The 16,513-nt window shown below is 64.8% G+C and carries 16 protein-coding genes and 3 tRNA genes; 10 read left to right on the forward strand and 9 right to left on the reverse strand.

All coding sequences use genetic code 11. The features are described from left to right. Nucleotides 1-212 precede the first annotated feature (212 nt). The 5 genes from QFZ69_RS19110 (at nucleotide 213) to QFZ69_RS19130 (ending at nucleotide 5,029) form a co-directional block, all read left to right on the forward strand. Nucleotides 213-947, forward strand: coding sequence for an ABC transporter ATP-binding protein (locus QFZ69_RS19110; protein ID WP_306913623.1), 735 nt, complete (start codon nucleotides 213-215; stop codon nucleotides 945-947). A 55-nt stretch (nucleotides 948-1,002) separates the two neighbouring features. Continuing rightward, complete coding sequence (locus QFZ69_RS19115; protein WP_306913624.1) at nucleotides 1,003-2,022, forward strand: ABC transporter substrate-binding protein; 1,020 nt, start codon at nucleotides 1,003-1,005, stop codon at nucleotides 2,020-2,022. A 5-nt stretch (nucleotides 2,023-2,027) separates the two neighbouring features. Then, the gene (locus tag QFZ69_RS19120; protein ID WP_306913626.1) at nucleotides 2,028-2,927 is read left to right on the forward strand and encodes an ABC transporter permease; all 900 of its coding nucleotides are present in this window, start codon (nucleotides 2,028-2,030) and stop codon (nucleotides 2,925-2,927) included. 75 nt (nucleotides 2,928-3,002) lie between these two features. After that, nucleotides 3,003-3,950, forward strand: a complete 948-nt coding sequence (locus tag QFZ69_RS19125; protein WP_306913627.1) for a dihydrodipicolinate synthase family protein — start codon at nucleotides 3,003-3,005, stop codon at nucleotides 3,948-3,950. After that, nucleotides 3,947-5,029, forward strand: coding sequence for an alpha-hydroxy acid oxidase (locus QFZ69_RS19130; RefSeq protein WP_306913628.1), 1,083 nt, complete (start codon nucleotides 3,947-3,949; stop codon nucleotides 5,027-5,029). The genes QFZ69_RS19125 and QFZ69_RS19130 overlap by 4 nt, the downstream gene beginning before the upstream one ends. Nucleotides 5,030-5,088: 59 nt before the next feature. Here the strand turns inward: QFZ69_RS19130 and QFZ69_RS19135 are convergent, their stop codons facing one another. Beyond that, on the reverse strand, nucleotides 5,089-5,988 hold the full coding sequence (locus tag QFZ69_RS19135; protein ID WP_306913630.1) for a LysR family transcriptional regulator: 900 nt from the start codon (nucleotides 5,986-5,988) through the stop codon (nucleotides 5,089-5,091). Nucleotides 5,989-6,116: 128 nt separating this feature from the next. Here QFZ69_RS19135 and QFZ69_RS19140 point away from each other — a divergent pair, with 128 nt between their 5' ends. Further along, nucleotides 6,117-7,490 carry an FAD-binding oxidoreductase gene (locus QFZ69_RS19140; RefSeq protein ID WP_306913631.1) on the forward strand — a complete coding sequence of 458 codons (1,374 nt, stop codon included), beginning with the start codon at nucleotides 6,117-6,119 and terminating at the stop codon, nucleotides 7,488-7,490. A gap of 181 nt (nucleotides 7,491-7,671) precedes the next feature. Further along, nucleotides 7,672-8,529, forward strand: coding sequence for a pyrroline-5-carboxylate reductase (gene proC, locus QFZ69_RS19145; protein WP_306913633.1), 858 nt, complete (start codon nucleotides 7,672-7,674; stop codon nucleotides 8,527-8,529). Nucleotides 8,530-8,704: 175 nt separating this feature from the next. On the opposite strand, the gene QFZ69_RS19150 is transcribed toward proC, so the two are convergent. From QFZ69_RS19150 to QFZ69_RS19170, 5 genes are all read right to left on the reverse strand, one after another. Next, a tRNA-Phe gene (locus tag QFZ69_RS19150) sits at nucleotides 8,705-8,780 on the reverse strand. Nucleotides 8,781-8,828: 48 nt separating this feature from the next. Next, nucleotides 8,829-8,902: transfer RNA gene (locus QFZ69_RS19155), tRNA-Asp, on the reverse strand. A gap of 96 nt (nucleotides 8,903-8,998) precedes the next feature. Beyond that, a tRNA-Glu gene (locus QFZ69_RS19160) sits at nucleotides 8,999-9,071 on the reverse strand. 294 nt (nucleotides 9,072-9,365) lie between these two features. Next, nucleotides 9,366-9,911: an isoprenylcysteine carboxylmethyltransferase family protein gene (locus QFZ69_RS19165; protein WP_306913634.1), complete on the reverse strand. Its 546-nt coding sequence runs from the start codon at nucleotides 9,909-9,911 to the stop codon at nucleotides 9,366-9,368. 143 nt (nucleotides 9,912-10,054) lie between these two features. Beyond that, nucleotides 10,055-10,657 (reverse strand): LysE/ArgO family amino acid transporter, encoded by a 603-nt coding sequence (locus tag QFZ69_RS19170; protein ID WP_306913635.1) that lies wholly within the window; start codon nucleotides 10,655-10,657, stop codon nucleotides 10,055-10,057. A gap of 69 nt (nucleotides 10,658-10,726) precedes the next feature. Here QFZ69_RS19170 and QFZ69_RS19175 point away from each other — a divergent pair, with 69 nt between their 5' ends. From QFZ69_RS19175 to QFZ69_RS19185, 3 genes are all read left to right on the forward strand, one after another. Further along, entirely contained in the window at nucleotides 10,727-11,608 is an 882-nt protein-coding gene (locus QFZ69_RS19175) for an ArgP/LysG family DNA-binding transcriptional regulator (protein ID WP_306913637.1), read from the forward strand. An 89-nt stretch (nucleotides 11,609-11,697) separates the two neighbouring features. Continuing rightward, entirely contained in the window at nucleotides 11,698-12,714 is a 1,017-nt protein-coding gene (locus tag QFZ69_RS19180; RefSeq protein ID WP_306913639.1) for a DMT family transporter, read from the forward strand. 46 nt (nucleotides 12,715-12,760) lie between these two features. Continuing rightward, entirely contained in the window at nucleotides 12,761-13,216 is a 456-nt protein-coding gene (locus QFZ69_RS19185; protein WP_306913640.1) for a metallopeptidase family protein, read from the forward strand. A 105-nt stretch (nucleotides 13,217-13,321) separates the two neighbouring features. Here the strand turns inward: QFZ69_RS19185 and QFZ69_RS19190 are convergent, their stop codons facing one another. Genes QFZ69_RS19190 through QFZ69_RS19200 form a run of 3 tightly spaced genes read right to left on the reverse strand, consistent with a single transcriptional unit; the run spans nucleotide 13,322 to nucleotide 16,409 of the window. Next, the gene (locus tag QFZ69_RS19190; RefSeq protein WP_306919508.1) at nucleotides 13,322-14,173 is read right to left on the reverse strand and encodes an ABC transporter permease; all 852 of its coding nucleotides are present in this window, start codon (nucleotides 14,171-14,173) and stop codon (nucleotides 13,322-13,324) included. A 19-nt stretch (nucleotides 14,174-14,192) separates the two neighbouring features. Then, entirely contained in the window at nucleotides 14,193-15,239 is a 1,047-nt protein-coding gene (locus QFZ69_RS19195) for an ABC transporter ATP-binding protein (RefSeq protein ID WP_306913642.1), read from the reverse strand. A 42-nt stretch (nucleotides 15,240-15,281) separates the two neighbouring features. Beyond that, a complete protein-coding gene (locus tag QFZ69_RS19200) occupies nucleotides 15,282-16,409 on the reverse strand; it encodes a hypothetical protein (RefSeq protein WP_306913644.1) in 1,128 nt (375 codons plus the stop codon). Nucleotides 16,410-16,513 lie beyond the last annotated feature (104 nt).

Raw genomic sequence — 16,513 nt, forward strand, 5'->3', positions numbered from 1 at the left:
AGCCCTGGATATTGATGACTTGATAGACATTGATTGGAGCATTAAAGGCATTGGACAGTCATCAAAGGGAAACCCTAGAGTTTCTCTTCAAGAGTCCATTCAGGTGTCACCGATCACACCTGCAACAACATTTTGGAGGTAAAGCAGTGGCACGTATCGACCTATCGAACGTTGAAGTAATGTTTCCGCCGTCGCAGCGGAACGGTGACCCGGTGACTGCCCTTAGTGGACTGGAGTTGTCTATCGGCGACAGTGAGTTTGTCTGCCTGCTCGGCCCCAGCGGATGCGGTAAGTCCACGGCACTGAACGTCATTGCCGGATTTGTCCAGGCAACGGACGGCGCTGCCACCGTGGACCGGAAATACATTGAAGGCCCCGGCACCGACCGGGGCGTTGTCTTCCAGAACGCCAATGTCTTCCCCTGGCTGACGGTGGAGAAGAATGTCGGCTTCGGGCTCACCCTGAAGACCGCCAAAGGCCGGCGCGACAATGGGGAGAAAGTCGCGACGATCCTGAAAAGAGTGGGCCTCGAAGGCTTCGAAGATGCCCTACCGATGGAACTTTCCGGAGGCATGCTTCAGCGTGTGGGAATTGCCCGCGCCCTGGTGAACGATCCGTCCGTCCTCCTCATGGACGAGCCTTTCGGCGCCCTTGACGCACAGACGCGCATCATCATGCAGGAACTGGTCCTGGAACTCTGGGAACAGCAGCGCAAGACCGTGCTTTTCGTAACCCATGACATCGACGAAGCACTGCTTCTTGGAGACCGCGTCGTCGTGATGTCAGCGCGGCCCGGCAGGATCACAGAAGACATCCGGGTTAAGCTCCCCCGTCCCCGCAGTTACGCCATGACCACCACCCCCGAATTCATGGCGCTGAAAGCCCACCTATTCGACAGCCTGCACTCCGAGGCTGTCCGCGCGGACCGCCTCGAAGCTCGCGCCTGACGTATCTGCACCTCCCCCGCATCAGTCCCCCTTTTTTCGTAGGAGTTGAAATTCAATGAAGCGCAAGCTTTCCATTCTGCTGGCCACAACAATGATGTTGTTCCTGGCCGCATGCGGATCCACCACCCCATCAGACTCGGGCGCGGCGGCACCCAAAGACGTGATCAAAATCGGGTGGGTACCGTGCCTCTGCTGGACCAGCTGGGCTTCGGTGCCGGCGGCGCTGGGATCATCCGATCTCAAGGTGGAACTGGTTCCTTTCAAGAGCAGCAACGACGTGATCGTCGGACTCTCCTCCGGTTCCATCGACATGGGCACGGCCGGTTACAACAACGCGGCATCCCTTCTGGTCAAGCAGGAGCTGCAGGCCAAGTACGTCTCCGGGATCAGCGCCAACGGTTCTGTGTTCATTGCGTCGCCAAAGAGCGGCATCGATTCCTGGGCGGATCTCAAGGGCAAGAAGATCGGCACGGTCCGTGGATCCACCCAGTACGTCAATCTGGTGACAGGCATGAAGGCCCAGGGTCTGGACCTCAACAAGGACTCTGAATTCGTCAACTTCCAGAACTTCAATGATCTCAACCTCGCCCTTCAGCGCGCGGACGTCGATGCCATGACCACCTTCCCGCCGAACTCCGGCATAGCTGTCTCTGGCGGCTACGGCGTTGAGGTTCCGGCCATCAACGAGACGCTCTACGACGGTTCCTTCTACGTCGCAAGTGGCGTCCTCGCTACCGACAAACTCATTGATAGCCGTCCGGACGATGTACAGAAGATCGTCGATACCCTCTACGCGCAGGGTGAGAAGCTCAACGGCGACAAGAATCTCTGGGTGGACACCTTCGCCAAATTCGCCACCAGCACCGAACCTGCGGCACTCCTCGCAGCACTCAACGCCGGACAGACCAAGTGGGACCCGCAGCTGAACGAGGACCAGCTCAACAAGGTTGCCTCAACTCTGGCCGAGCTAAAGGAAATTCCCCGCGACACTAGCGTGGAGTTGACGGCAATGCTTGATTACAGCTTCCTCGAAAAGGCATCCGGCAAGACCGCGGCCGCCCTCGGTCGGAAGTGACCGCCATGACCATCACAAACAGCGTCAAGGAGACGCACGCAGGGCCTTCCCCCAGGCCGCAGGCCGGACGCCCGCGCAAAGTGCAAAGCAGAAAAACGTGGGAATCCGTCCTGCGGATCGTGATCTGCCTCGCCGTTCCCTTAACCTTCCTCGTGTCTTGGGAATGGGCAGGCCAAGCTAAAGCTTTGGCCAATGGATTGTTCCCGCCGATCTCCACCGGTTTCTTCGCCTTGATCGACTGGGTCTTCAACGGCTCCGCGGAAAACGGACTGGTCCCCCAATCGATCTACTCGGGCACCTGGGTTGAACATGTGGGTGCCAGCATCGCCCGAATCCTTGCCGGCTTTGGAATCGGTGCGGCCCTCGCCGTTACGCTGGGAATCTCGGGAGGCGTGTCCTCGCTGGTTCGCGGCGCCGTTGACCCAATGATCAGTTCCATCCGCCCCATCTCCATCACGGCATGGGTTCCTTTGACCCTGGTGATCTTCGGCATCGGCAATAGCCCGGCCATCTTCCTGACAGCCCTCGCCAGCTTTTTCCCCATCTACGTCAACACTCTGGACGGAGCACGATCCGTCTCCCTCCAACTCATCAGGGCTGCCGAGATGCTGGGCGCAAACCGGAGGGAAGTCATTATCCGGGTGGTCCTCCCCGCAGCGCTTCCGTCCATCGTGACCGGGCTCCGTGTTGCAATCGCCATCGCCTGGACCACGGTGGTCATAGCCGAAATGTTGGGGGCGAAATCAGGACTGGGTTACGTCCTGATCGATTCCTATAACCAGTTCCGCTTCGACTATGTCATCGCCGGCATGATCAGCCTTGGTGCCATGGGCTTCCTGACGGAAAAGGGACTGAAGCTGCTGTTCGCCCATCCGCTCCGCTGGGTCAGCAAGTCTGCCCGATAGGACCATCGAGGTGCGCATTCCTACCGCACACCGTCCAACATCCTTTGATATCAGATAAGAAATGAGCACATTTTCATGGACCGCAATGACGTTCAATGGGCCGGCTACTGGAGCGCCCTTGTCACTCCCTTCACAGAGGAAGGGAAACTCGACGAGGAAGCCTTCGCACGGGTTACCGACATAACGGTCAGCCAGGGCGCACACGGAATCCTCGTCAATGGGAGCACGGGTGAATGGGTCAGCCAGAGCATTGAGGAACGTAAGCGTCTGGCCGAAATCGCCGTTGAAGTGGCAGCCGGGCGCGCACCAGTTGCCGTGAACGTCACCGCCCCTACCACCCAGGTCGCTGTGCGTTTGGCAAGGCACGCGGCCTCAGCCGGTGCGGAGTCGGTCATGGCGGCGGTTCCCGTCGGAGCCCGTCCCACGGCCAGGGAAGCCGAGAACTACTTCAAGGAGATCTTCGCGTCGACTGAACTGCCAGGCTGGCTTTACAACTTCCCGCAGGACTCCGCAACCCGACTCTCCGTTTCCCAGATCGTCAACCTGGCAAAGATCCCCACCGTCGTCGGCGTGAAACAGAGCACCGACAGTTTGCCGGAGTTCCTGGAGACCATCGCTGCTGTCGGAGATGAGCTGAGGGTCTTCGGCCACATGCTTTCACGGCTTGGCGCGTCCTTGATCCTGGGCGGCTACGGCGGTGACGGGCACTTCGGCTCGGGCATGCTCCTGGGCAGCAGGCAGCCGGACTTCTTCAACCACCTCCAAGCCGGGCGGGTGGCAGAGGCGCTCGAGATCGCCGATGCTGTCCATACCCTGAACGACACCCTGCGCGGCAGCGAGGATGACTACAACTGGCGCTATGGCGGAATGCAGGCCTCGCTCAAGGCTGCCATGAACATCCTCGGCCAGCCCGGCGGATACCCGCGGAAGCCGAAGCTCCCCGTTGAAGATGACGCTTCACTGGACGCCATCCGGCAGGCACTGGTGGAAGCGGGCGCCCTGACTCACGAGCCCGCGGCGTGACTGACCTGTCCGCTTCCCCGGCATACGTCCCGCTGGCGGTGTGCGAGCAGCTTGCCAGCGAAATAGCGCCGGAATCAGCATGGAAGTACGTTGATTCCGGCGCGGCCGACGAAATCACGATGTCGGAGGCTTCGACCAGCTGGAACTCCTGGCGGCTGCTGCCCCGGGTATGCCGGGACGTCAGGAACATTGATACCAGTACAACCTTCATGGGATCCGACCATGCCCACCCCATCGTGGTGGGTCCTACCGGTTGCCACAGGTTGATGAACGCAGCCGGCGAACCAGCGACGGCGGCCGGTGCCTCTGCAGCCGGGGCACCGTTTGTTTTGAGCTCGTACACGACAAGCACCATCCCGGACGTCAGCGCCGCAGCCACGGGGCAGTGGTGGATGCAGGTAAACGTCCCGCCGGACACCGGTTTCGTCCACGAGCTGCTGGCCGAGGCCAGGGAATACGGTGCCACCGGAGTGGTCTTCACAGTCGACACCCCGGTGGCCGGCCTGCGCGAAAGGCAGGGCTGGGACGGCGTTACCCTGCCCGTCGGTATGGAATTTGGCGTGCTGGCCAAAGCACCGTTCCAGACGAGGCCACCAGCGCACTTTGACGATATCTACAGACCGGCGCTGGATGCAGGACTCGTGTGGGACAAGCTGGCTGCACTGATTCAGGCGGCAGGGATGCCCGTGGCGGTCAAGGGCATTCTGCACCCCGAGGATGCCCTCTTGGCGGCCGACAGCGGTGCCTCGGCGGTCATTGTCTCCAACCACGGTGGCCGGAACCTGGACACAACGGTCCCGACGGCCCTTGCCCTGCCTGCTGTCGCGGCCGCCCTTGGATCGGCCGTGCCGCTGCTGGTGGACGGTGGAATCAGGCGTGGAACCGACGTCGTGAAGGCGATTGCTTTGGGTGCCAGCGGGGTGCTGCTGGGACGGCCCGCCCTTTGGGGGCTTGCTGTAGACGGCCAGCGCGGTGTCGAAGCGGTGGTACGACGCCTGCACTATGAACTGCGGATGGCCATGGCAGCCTGCGGGGCACGGTCCATCCAGGAGGTACGCGAGTTGGACCTGATCCGATGAGCTACGCCGGTATCCGCCGTCGCCCTCTGCCGGTCCGCAATGAACCGGAGCTGAACATGTCAGGCTTTGGAGGACATGTAATTACTGTCATCTCCATGCCTCCGAATGATGTCGCGGAGAGTTGACAGCGTGGGATCGTCTTCGCCCTTCCTCCACGCCATGGCAATAGTGGATCGCGCCGGACGGCCCTTGAACTCCGCGAAGGCAACTCCGGGCCGCGGAATAAGCGACACCGGCCCGGATACGACGCCGGTCCCCTCCCCCGCCGCCACTAGCGCCAGCAGCATCGGAGTGCTTGTCGTCAGATGCTTGATCCGGGGCCGGAAACCGGCCGCTGTACAGGCACTGATAAAAGCGGTGGAAATTCCGCGGCCGATTTTCTGGTCATACAAAACGAATTCCTCATCCTGCAGATCGATGAGGTCAACCTGCGCCTGCGCCAACGGATGCTTCACCGGCAAGGCCGCCACAAGGTAGTCATGGTAGGCAAATTCAAAGTCGACGGCGTCGTCCTCCACGGGTGCCCGGAGGATCCCCAGATCCAGCGAGAGGTCCTTCAAGCCCGCCAATTGCTGTGGGGTATGAAGATCGTGCAGCTCCAGGGATACCCCTGGCACTTCTGTCCTGAAGTCCGCAAGCACTTTGGGCAGGATCCCGTAAGCAGCCGTTTCCACACAGCCCACCATCAGGGTTGGCTCCTCACCTTCAGCAGCGCTGCGACCCGTTTCCACTATCCGCTCCCACCGGGCGACCAGGTAGCGCGCCTCATCAACAACAGCCTCGCCAGCGCGGGTCAGACGTACGTGCCGGGACGTTCTCTCCAGAAGAGGGACCCCCACGGACTTCTCCAGCGCCTGGATGGACCGGCTGAGCGGCGGCTGCGTGGTGTGCAGCATGGCGGCCGCCCGCCCGAAGTGCAGGGTCTCCGCCACGGCAATAAATGCCTGAAGCTGTGCCATGGAGGGCACCTTGGTCATTTCCAGTTCCCGTTCGTGAGCGTTAGTGAAAATCACTCTACCGTCACCTCACAAGCAGCGGGCCGCTCCGCAGCCCGGACCACACTCCCTACCCAGAAGGAATCAGAGAGATGAACGAATCCATCATCGGCGAATTGCAGGCGATCTGTCCGGAGGTGCGGATCAGCACAGACGAGGCAGTGCTCGCAAGCAACGCTGTGGACCAGTCCCCTGTCCTTGACTTCCACCTTCCCATCGCGGTGGTGTGGCCGGTATCTGTCTCCGAGGTTCAAACAGTCATGAAGCTGGCCCACAGCCAGCAGATTTCGGTGGTCACCCGCGGCGCCGGGACCGGCGTTTCCGGCGGCGCCCACGCCACAAGGCGCTGCATTGTGCTGAACCTGCAGAAGATGGACAAGATTCTCGAAATTCATCCGGAGGACGAGATCGCCAGGGTGGAACCGGGCGTCATCAACGTCAACTTGAACACCGCCGTTGCTGAATACGGACTGATGTTTGCCCCGGACCCGGGAAGCTACCGCCAATCGACACTCGGTGGGAACATAGCCACAAATGCAGGCGGCCTCCGTTGCGCCAAATATGGCGTGACCAGGGACTCCGTGCTGGCCCTTGAGGTGGTCCTGGCTGACGGCACCCTCATCACTACGGGACACCGGACTTTCAAGGGTGTCGCCGGGTACGACTTAACCGGGCTGTTCGTTGGCTCCGAGGGAACCCTTGGCGTTGTTGTGGGGGCCACGGTCCGCCTTCGGTACCTGCCGCGGGAGGTCCACACTATAGCCGCGTTCTTTCCCGCTTTCACGGATGCCGCTGCGGGAGTGCTGGCCATCGGTCAAGCACGGATCCAGCCCTCAATCATGGAAATGCTGGACGCCAACACCCTCTCCCAGCTCGACAGACTGCGCAACACCCAGCTGCGCGCGCTGGGCGGGGCACTCCTCCTGATCCAGACCGACGGCTTCGGTGCTGCGGCTGAGGCCGCGCATATCCGCACTCTCCTGGAGTCGCGGGGAGCCACCCTTCTGGATGATGCAGACGGCGAAGCCGCAGCATTGGTCGAGCTGCGCCGCGGCAGCAGGGGCGGCGAGATTGACGACGAATACAGCGTGGGTGAAGACGTCGCCGTTCCAAGGTCCCGGCTGGTGGACTACATTGCGGAAATGCAGAGAATGGCAGTAGAACATGGCGTCGGGCTCAAGGTCGTGGCCCACGCAGGCGACGGAAACCTCCACCCCACGTTCTGGGTGGGGTCGGGCCAGAAGGACAAGGTTCCCCACCTGGACGCCGCACTGGACGAATCGGTGCGCGTTGCCCTGGCCATGGGAGGAACCATCACGGGCGAACACGGAATCGGCCAGTACAAAGTCCGCTGGCTGCCCTTGGAACAGCAGGACGAAGTCCTGGAAATTCAGCGCGAAATCAAGCGCGTGCTGGACCCGACGAACATCCTCAACCCCGGCAAGATTTTGCCTGCCCTTAACTAGCCCGGCGTTTCCTGGAAGGCGCTCGTCGACGCCACCGGTTGACGACCGGACTGGGCGGTCCACTCATACCGGTCCCCCGGCCGTCCGCGTCGGGCAGCTGCCATTCCTGCACGAACAGGCGGTCAGCCTCACCGCCCACCGCTTCCGCGCTCCACCCCCAGAAAGTCAGAACGGAAATCAAATGAACCTCAACGAACCTACTGTCCTGCCCTCAGTGGCATTCCTGGGAGCAGGAGCAATGGGCGGAGCGATCATTCGCGGCCTGCTGAACGCGAAGGTGAAAGTCACGGGCGGCATCCGCGCTACCGGTCAGTGGTCCCCACAGATGCAGGAGCTGACCGGCGTCGAAGACGTAACGGGTTATGACGCGGCTACCGATCCAGCCGCCAACGTCAAGGCCGTCACCGACGCAGGCATCGTAGTCCTGGCCCTCAAACCCGACATAATTCCCCGAGTTCTCAAGGAGATTGGAGGCGCGGTCAAACCCGGTGCCGTTATTGTCAGCATCGCGGCCGGCATTACCATTGCTACCTTGGAGTCGCTGCTGCCCGATTACGTTTCGGCGATCCGCGTCATGCCAAACACCCCGGCCCTTGTCGGGAAAGGCGTCACCGGCATCAGCGCAGGAACAAGGGCGAGCGAACAGGACATGGCGCTCGTTGAGCAACTCTTCATCACCGTGGGGGCTGTACTCACAGTTCCCGAGAACCAGCTTCATTCGGTCACGAGCATCTCGGAGTCTGGTCCGGCTTACGTCTTCTTCCTCATCGAGCAACTCACGGAAGTCGCCATTGACAAGGGCTTCACGCCTAATCAGGCAGCATTGCTGGTCAATGGAACGTTCAGGGGCGCGAGCGAGCTATTGGCCAGTACGGACAGGTCGCCCGGTGAATTGCGTGCGCAAGTCACCAGCCCGAACGGCACAACCGCCGCCGCTCTGGCCATTCTGGAGGAAGGCGGTATCAGGGAATTGTTTGGAAAAGCCACTGACGCAGCTGTTTTCAGAGCCCAGGAGCTCGCCGGTCGACAGACCGCATGACTGCGGTCATGCTGGCGCTGCTCAGTCACGAGGACAGGCTCCTACCAAGCGAATACCAGAGGTCCTCTCCGTAATATCGCTGATTCGGGCTGATCGACGCCGAAACCTCGAGTTCATGGGCAACGAAAAAACCCCGCAGTTCCCGTGTATAAACGGGGAACTGCGGGGTTCTAGCTGGTGGCTCCGACCGGCGTCGATCCGGTGACCTTTCGATTTTCAGTCGAACGCTCTACCAACTGAGCTACAGAGCCTAGGTGACGTGTCACCTTGAGAGCCGGAACTTCTTCCGGCAATCAGAGCGACCCTGACGGGACTTGAACCCGCGACCTCCGCCGTGACAGGGCGGCGCGCTAACCAACTGCGCTACAGGGCCTTGCTGTTTTCTTGCTTCTCTGCAGTATCGCTACTGCAATTTTTCAAGGCCTTTAGCCTACCAGACTTTCACACCCGGTTTGACCAGTTCCTTGCGTACCCCCAACGGGATTCGAACCCGTGCCGCCGCCGTGAAAGGGCGGTGTCCTAGGCCGCTAGACGATGGGGGCCAGGACGCCATCCGGCTAAACACGCGATAACAAGGGCAAAAATTAAGGGCCGAAGCCTTTCGTTTTTGTCCTTTCGGGTTCCTCCGAACTGGACTATAAAACTATAAGGGCAGACCCCCGGATAATCCAAAACCGGCCGCCCCGCTGGTGCAAAATGGGTGCAAGACGGGGCGCGGTGGACCGAGGGACCTGGCTCCACGTTCAAGATTCAGGCGTTCCGGAGGGCTGGCGCTCGAGGCCGGTCCGGACGCGGAAAGTAGCGGCCGGGCCCATGACCCCCGGCCCACCGACAGCCTAGCCCCGGGACGGTTCCGCGCCCTCGCGCCGCCATGGAGTGAGCCTGGGCAGCCAGCGCGGGACATTACGGCGGTACTCCTCATAGACCGCACCGAACTTCCGGGTCAGTGCCGGCTCCTCGTACAGCCGGACGAAGGCCACCACCGGGACGGCGCCGATACCCAGGGCCACAAAGAGCTTCGGCTGGCCCAGCAGCAATCCCTGCCCGGCGATGGCCGCCGCAATGGACACGTACATCGGATTCCGCACGTACCGGTAGAGCCCGCCAACCACCAGTTGCCTGGGAGGGGCAAATGGTGCGGGGGTTCCGATGCCCTCGGCCGCGAAATGTACGAAGGAGTTCGCGATCACGGCCGCGCCTGCGCCGATCAGCAGGGCGCCGCTGATCTGCGCAGGTATCCCGCCCGGGACCGGGGCCTCCACTTCCCAGCGGGTCAGAAGCCACGGCACCACGCCGGCGACCGTTGCAGGGGCAACCGCGAAGGCGGCAGTACCGATGGCTGCGCGCTTTCTCTCGCGGGCGGAAGCCGAGGATGCTGTCATACCAGCAATCGTGAACCCCCGACACTGAGCGGGCTAGGGCCTACCGGCCCCTGAGCCGGCGGGGCCGGTTCCGGATCTGCCTCAGCTTTCCGCTATCCCGTGCGTTGGCACCGCACCGGCGGAATGGTGGGCGGACGCGATGCTCAGGTCACGAGCAGCACGGCGAGCGTTATCATCACGGCGGCGATGCCGGCGTCCAGCACGCGCCACGCGTTACGGCGCTGGAACAGCGGCGCTAGGTACCGCGCGCCGGCCCCGAGCGCCGCGAACCAGGCGATGCTCCCCAGTCCCGCTCCCGCCGCGAACCACCACCGCCCATCAGCCCCGTGGGCGCCGGCCAGGGAACCCAGCAGCAGGACAGTGTCCAGGTACACGTGCGGGTTCAGCCAGGTCAGGGATAGGCACGTGCCCAGGGCAGCCAGCCAGGTGCCCCCTTGCCGGACGCCGGGCTCGGCCAACGGCGCGCCGCGGATGGCCCGGAAGGCCGCGAGGCCGCCGTAGGCCAAAAGGAAGGCGGCGCCTGCCCACCGCACCACGTCCAGGACAGCCGGAGCCCGCTCGATCAGGACGCCGATGCCGGCTACCCCCAGCATGATCAGCACGAGGTCCGAGACGGCGCACACCGCAACAACCAGGAGGACATGCGAGCGCAGGATGCCCTGGCGGAGGACAAAGGCATTCTGGGCACCGATGGCGATGATGAGGGACAGGCCACTGGCGAGGCCGGAGAGCGAGGAGAGGACCACCCTCCCCACGGTAGATGCCGGAACAACATGAAGCCACTTAAAGATTCTGACGCAGCGTAAGCTCAGCTAATGATTGATCTCCACCCGGACCAGGCCCGGACCCTGGCGGCCATCGTCGCGTACGGAAGCTTCGACGCAGCGGCAAGCCACTTGTCGGTCACCGCCTCGGCCGTCAGTCAACGCGTCCGCGCCCTGGAGGTCGCAGTGGGCCGTCCGGTGCTGCGGCGGACCCGTCCGGTGGAACTCACGTCCGCGGGGCAGGCCGTGGTGCGCTTTGCCCGCCAACTGGACATGCTCTCCGCCGACCTGGCCGAGGAACTCGAGCCCGGCACCGCAGAGTCCAATCCCCGGCTCACCCTGGTGATCAACAGCGATTCGCTGCACACCTGGGCGCTGGCGGGCCTGGCTGCGGTGGCGGGTTCGGTGCAGCTGGAAATCCTGCGCGAGGACCAGGATTACTCGCTGGACCTCCTCCGCAGCGGGGCCGCCGCGGCGGCGGTCACCACCACCGCCAAGCCCGCGCCCGGCTGTTCGTCCCGCCGGCTGGGCGTCATGCGCTACCTGCCGGTCTGCAGCCCGGACTTCGCCAGCCGCTGGTTCGACGCCGGCGTGACCGCGGAAACGCTCGGCGCGGCCCCCGTCATCATCTATGACCGCAAGGACGATCTCCAGGACCGCTACCTGCGCAAGATCAGCCGCAAACCGCTGCAGCCGCCGCGCCACTACGTCCCCGCCGCCCAGGAATTCGGCGAAGCCATCCGGCTCGGGATGGGCTGGGGGCTGATGCCTGAAATCGAAACCGGGGGGGACCTGCAGCACCGGCGCCTTACTGTCCTGGCCCCCTCCAGCCACCTCGATGTGCCGCTGCACTGGCAGCAGTGGCGCCATGGATCGGCAGCCCTGGACGAGGTCGCCGCCGCGATCCAGGCCGCGGCGCACCTGCTCCGCTGAGGCCGCTGTTCCGGCGGCTGGCAGGAACTCGACTAGAAGTGGCCGATTTCCGCCAGCCGCCCGGACGCGGCACGGATTAGATTGGCAGCATGGCCACAACCGCCCAGACAGGCTCCCCGCACCCGGAAAGCAACCACCGGAAAACTTCGCAGCCGGACAGCACCCACGAAGTGCCGCCGGAGGCTGCCACCGCCGCATCCCCGAAACCGCCGATGAGGCCCGGCCAGATCAGCAGGCTCGGCATCGCCGCCGTCGTGGTCACCGTTGTGCTCTGGGCCTCCGCCTTCGTGGGGATCCGCGCAGTGGGTCCCAGCTTCTCCCCCGGCCCCCTGACGCTCGGCCGGCTGGCGATTGCCGCCGTCGTGCTGGGACTCGTGGTGCTCCCTCAACTGAGGAAGAACCGAAAGCACAGCCCTCTGCCCAAGGGCCGCGAGTGGTGGCCGATCCTGGCCTACGGCGTCATGTGGTTTGGCGGCTACAACGTCGCCCTGAACGCCGCCGAACACCTCCTCGACGCGGGCACAGCCGCCCTGCTGATCAACGTCAATCCCATCCTCGTCGCGGTCATGGCCGGTCTCATCCTCAAGGAAGGCTTCCCGCGCTGGCTGATCATCGGCAGCCTGGTGGCCTTCGCCGGGGTCGCGGTGATTGCCCTCGGTTCCGGCCAGCGGTCGACGGCGGATGTCGCCGGCGTGCTGCTGTGCCTGCTCGCTGCTGCCCTCGCCGCGGTCAGCGTGATCGTGCAGAAACCCGTGCTGCGGAAATTCCCCGCAGCCCAGGCCACCTGGTTCGGCATCATGGTGGGCGCCGTCTGCTGCCTGCCCTTCAGCGGCCAGCTGCTCACCGAGCTCCAGGCCGCCCCCTTGCCCACCACGCTCGGCCTGGTGTACCTCGGCGTCTTCCCGACCGCGATCGCCTTCACCACCTGGGCCTACGCCCTCTCCCTGATCGACGCGGGACGGCTCGCGGCCACCACGTATCTGGTGCCCGGCACCACCATCCTGATCTCCTGGCTCGTACTGGGCGAGATTCCCACGATCTGGGGCCTGGTTGGCGGCGTCATCTGCCTGGCGGGCGTGGCGCTGACCCGGCGGCGGTCCCGCTAGGCCACTCCTAGGGTTCGCGATCGGGGTTCGGCATTAGAGTTCAGCTATGCCCGCTTCGCTGCCGCCCGGCCTCCCCATCGTCCCTTCCGACCCGGAGGACTGGGACCACACCGGCGTCGGCCAGGATCCGGGGCCGTTCCCGATGTCGGAATCCGACTTCGAGGCTGCGGTGAGCGACGCCCTGGACCGGATCCCGCCGGAGCTGGCGAAGACGATGAACAATGTGGCGATTTTCATCGAGGATGACTACACGCCGCAGCCGGGCGAGGACCCAGATACGGTGCTGCTGGGCCTCTACGAGGGTGTCCCGCTGACCGAAAGGGACTCGTGGTGGGATGCCGGCTCGCTGCCGGACCGCATCACCATCTACCGCCTGCCCATCCTCGACATCTGCGCCTCCCGCGAGGACGTGATCGAGGAGGTCACGGTCACGGTGGTGCACGAGATTGCCCACCACTTCGGCATCACCGACGAGCGCCTGCACGAGCTCGGCTGGGGATAGTCTCCTAAACATCCACTGGGGACAGCCTTGTAACCATGGGACCCGACCACAGCGACTCGCACGGCATCACGGCCGCCGGGACGCAGCGGAAGCTGCCCGGCTCCCTCAGGACAGCACGTCCTTGGTGATGAACCGGCCGTAGGCGAGCGCCCCGAAAAGTGCAATGTAGCCGCCCTGCAGCAGGGCATTTGTCGCGAAAGAGTCCCAGGAAACCGGTTGGCGGAGCAGGTCCCCGAACTCCAGCCAGTAGTGGCTGAACAGCCAGGGATGCAGCCATTCCAGTTGCGGCAGGGCGTCCAGCACCTGCGAAACCACCGAGAGCACCACCGTGGCAGCCATCGCTCCCACGGGCACGTCCGTGAGGGTCGACATGAACAAGCCGATTGCCGAAAGCCCCAGCAACGAGACGGCGAGGTACGCGGCGATGAGCAGCAGCCGCACAAGCGCCTCGCCCGTCCCGATGGAGTCACCCGACAGCAGCGTCACCGGTCCAACCGGGAAAAGCAGGGCGCCGACTCCCGCCCCGACCAGAGCCACCACCAGCGGTGCCGCGACGGCGAACACCACGGCGCCCGCGTACTTCACGAGCAGCAACCGGACACGGCCGGCGGGCGCCGCGAGCAGGTAGCGGAGGGTCCCCATCCCCGCCTCGCCGGCCACGGTGTCCCCGGCCACCACGCCCACGGTCAGCGGGAGGAACAGGGGAACGGAGACGAGCATGGCGGTGAGCCCGACGAACAGCCCGTTCTGTGTGACCCGGTCCAGGAAGGCAGGGCCGCGGCCCGCCGGCACGGGGGACGAGAGCCGCACCGCGACGGCGATCAGGATCGGGATGGCGGCCAGCGCGCAGAGCATCGCCCAGGTCCTGCGGCGCCGGAACATCACACCGAGTTCGGACCCCAGCAGAGCGGCGGCCCGGGGGCGGACCGCGGCTCCCCGGGAGGACCCGCCGGACAAGTTTTCGCCGTCTAAGGATTCACTGGACAACGTCGAAGCCCTCCCCGGTCAACGCCACAAAACGTTCCTCGAGGCTGGCCTGTTCGGTCGCAAAGCCGCGGACCCGGACGCCGGCCGCCACCAGGGCGGCCACCACCGTCTCGGGTTCCACGCCGCCGTCGGAATCCCCGGCCGGCAGCGGGGCGAAAAGCACCCTGCCCTCCCGCGTGGAGCCGCTGCCCGGCGTTCCTGGGCTGGAACTTGTGCCGGCGAAGCTGCCGCCGGCGAAGCTGCTGCCGTCGCCGCCGTTGACGGTCAAACCGAGGCCGGCCAGGACCTGGACCGCTGCTCCGGCGTCGGGGGTCAGTACCCGGATCCGCGCCTGCCCTGCCTGTCGCAGCTCCTCGAGGGTTCCCTGTGCCACCAGCCGGCCGGCACTCATAATGGCCGCGTGGGTGCAGATCTGTTCCACCTCGGCCAGCAGATGGCTGGAGACGAACACTGTGGCGCCGTCCGCCGCGAGCGAGCGCACCAGGCTTCGGACCTCGCGGGTTCCCTGCGGATCGAGGCCATTAGTGGGCTCGTCCAGGACCAGGAGCTCGCGGGGAGCCAGCAGGGCGTTGGCGATGCCGAGCCGTTGCTTCATGCCCAGGGAGTAGGCCCGGACCTTCTTTTCACTGGCATGGCTCAGGCCCACCCGCTCCAGTGCTGACCGGACCCGTGCTTTCCGCGTGGTGGCGGCCCCATACGGGTCCGCGGCGTCGAAGCGGTGCAGGTTGGCGGTGCCGGACAGAAACGGGTAGAACGCCGGCCCCTCAACCAGGGCACCCACCCGGGGCAGCACCTCATGCAGGTGCCGGGGCATCTCCTGGCCCAGCAGGCGCACCGAGCCTCCCGTGGCTGCGGCGAGCCCCAGCATGAGCCGGATCGTGGTGGTTTTGCCCGAGCCGTTGGGTCCCAGAAAGCCAAAGACCGAGCCTCTTGGCACGGCCAGGTCGACGCCGTCGACGGCCAATTGGTGGCCGAACCGTTTGCTGAGGCCGCGCGTCTCGATGCTCAGTTCAGCATCCGGCACGACGGCGGTCACCGGGCCGCCGCACTGCCGTCACCGCGCGCCGCCACCGCCCGCTCAGCCCTCTGCGGCGGCGGACTGGAGCCGTTCCAAAGGCACGGAACCGGCGAAGCTGCGCCCGTCGTCGAGGATCAGGACGTTCACGAGCGCGGTGGACAGGAGCTTGCCGCCCGGGACCGCAACGGCCGCCTGCTCAAGCAGCGCGCTCGCGCCGGCTCCGGACCCGCCGGGGAGTCCGCGGTCCGTCGACGGCGGGGCGGCCGACGTGGCATCCGGCAGCCCCGCACCGGACGGGAGTTCGATCACGGATTCCCAGCCGGTGCCGGTAACGGAGGGATGCTCACCCTGCGGCGAGTGGCGCTTGGACGACGGCGGCACGGAGCCTTCCAGTCTGCGCTCCGGAACCGGGATTTCCTCGACGGTAGCCCCTGGAGGCGGACTGAACTCGAAGACGGACGCGTCCGGGGCGTCGAGCGAGAGGCTTGTGAACGCGACCCGGAAGGCCGGTTCGGCCTGTCCACGCGCCTTCAGTTCGACGCCGAGCGGCAATCCGCTCTCCCCGTCAACGGAGATAGCGATGGAACCCATCAGAGTGACGGTGGACCTGGGCGTGAGCACAAGGTTGTACGCGGCCCGCCCGGCCACCCGGACGTCCGCGCCCACCGTCACATCCGAAGTCTCATCGAGTTTGGCCAGCAGAGTATCGGCCAGTTCCGCCGGGGTCCGCACGCTGCCTGGACCCGTCCGCTGGCGTTCGGTGCCCGCCGGCAACTGGGCGTGGGCGGCGGTGTTGTCCCTGGAATTGTAGAACCACAGCTCATTGCCGCGCTTGACGGCATTGCGCTCCGCCATCCGGTCCATCACCTGGATACGGGCATTCTCCGGCCCGTCGAGGTAAACGCGGGCAGTGTGCGGGCCGGAGAGCAGCTCCAACCACGCGGTGTCCGGGGGACCGGCATCCGGTCCGGCCTTCGGCAGCTGCGGCAGGCCGAGCTCAGACGTCTGCTCCAGCGTTCCGGAGAGGGACTTCTCCTGGTGCTGGGCGATCATCGCCAATACTTCCTGCGCCGTCTTGGCCGGCAGCGGGTCACCGGCGCTCGCCGGCATCGAGCCCACCAGCACACCCCCCGCGATCACGGCGGGGACGGCCACAGCCGGGACCCAGCGCAGCCATTTGCGGGTCACCGGGACCGCGCTCCATCGTTGCAGCTCATGATCCAACAGTACGCCCGGAAGATGCCGGGGGCACCCCGGAACGGGACATGGCTCCGGCGAGGGCGGGCCTGGCT

Source organism: Arthrobacter sp. V1I7, from assembly GCF_030817015.1.
Classification (GTDB): Bacteria; Actinomycetota; Actinomycetes; order Actinomycetales; family Micrococcaceae; genus Arthrobacter.

Excerpts from the sequence above, each read along its gene's own strand:
- QFZ69_RS19115 (WP_306913624.1), top strand. The coding sequence starts at position 1,003 with ATGAAGCGCAAGCTTTCCATTCTGCTGGCCACAACAATGATGTTGTTC.
- QFZ69_RS19125 (WP_306913627.1), top strand. The coding sequence starts at position 3,003 with ATGGACCGCAATGACGTTCAATGGGCCGGCTACTGGAGCGCCCTTGTC.
- proC (WP_306913633.1), top strand. The coding sequence starts at position 7,672 with ATGAACCTCAACGAACCTACTGTCCTGCCCTCAGTGGCATTCCTGGGA.
- QFZ69_RS19175 (WP_306913637.1), top strand. The coding sequence starts at position 10,727 with ATGATTGATCTCCACCCGGACCAGGCCCGGACCCTGGCGGCCATCGTC.
- QFZ69_RS19120 (WP_306913626.1), top strand. The coding sequence starts at position 2,028 with ATGACCATCACAAACAGCGTCAAGGAGACGCACGCAGGGCCTTCCCCC.
- QFZ69_RS19165 (WP_306913634.1), bottom strand. The coding sequence starts at position 9,911 with ATGACAGCATCCTCGGCTTCCGCCCGCGAGAGAAAGCGCGCAGCCATC.
- QFZ69_RS19180 (WP_306913639.1), top strand. The coding sequence starts at position 11,698 with ATGGCCACAACCGCCCAGACAGGCTCCCCGCACCCGGAAAGCAACCAC.
- QFZ69_RS19140 (WP_306913631.1), top strand. The coding sequence starts at position 6,117 with ATGAACGAATCCATCATCGGCGAATTGCAGGCGATCTGTCCGGAGGTG.
- QFZ69_RS19135 (WP_306913630.1), bottom strand. The coding sequence starts at position 5,988 with ATGGCACAGCTTCAGGCATTTATTGCCGTGGCGGAGACCCTGCACTTC.
- QFZ69_RS19185 (WP_306913640.1), top strand. The coding sequence starts at position 12,761 with ATGCCCGCTTCGCTGCCGCCCGGCCTCCCCATCGTCCCTTCCGACCCG.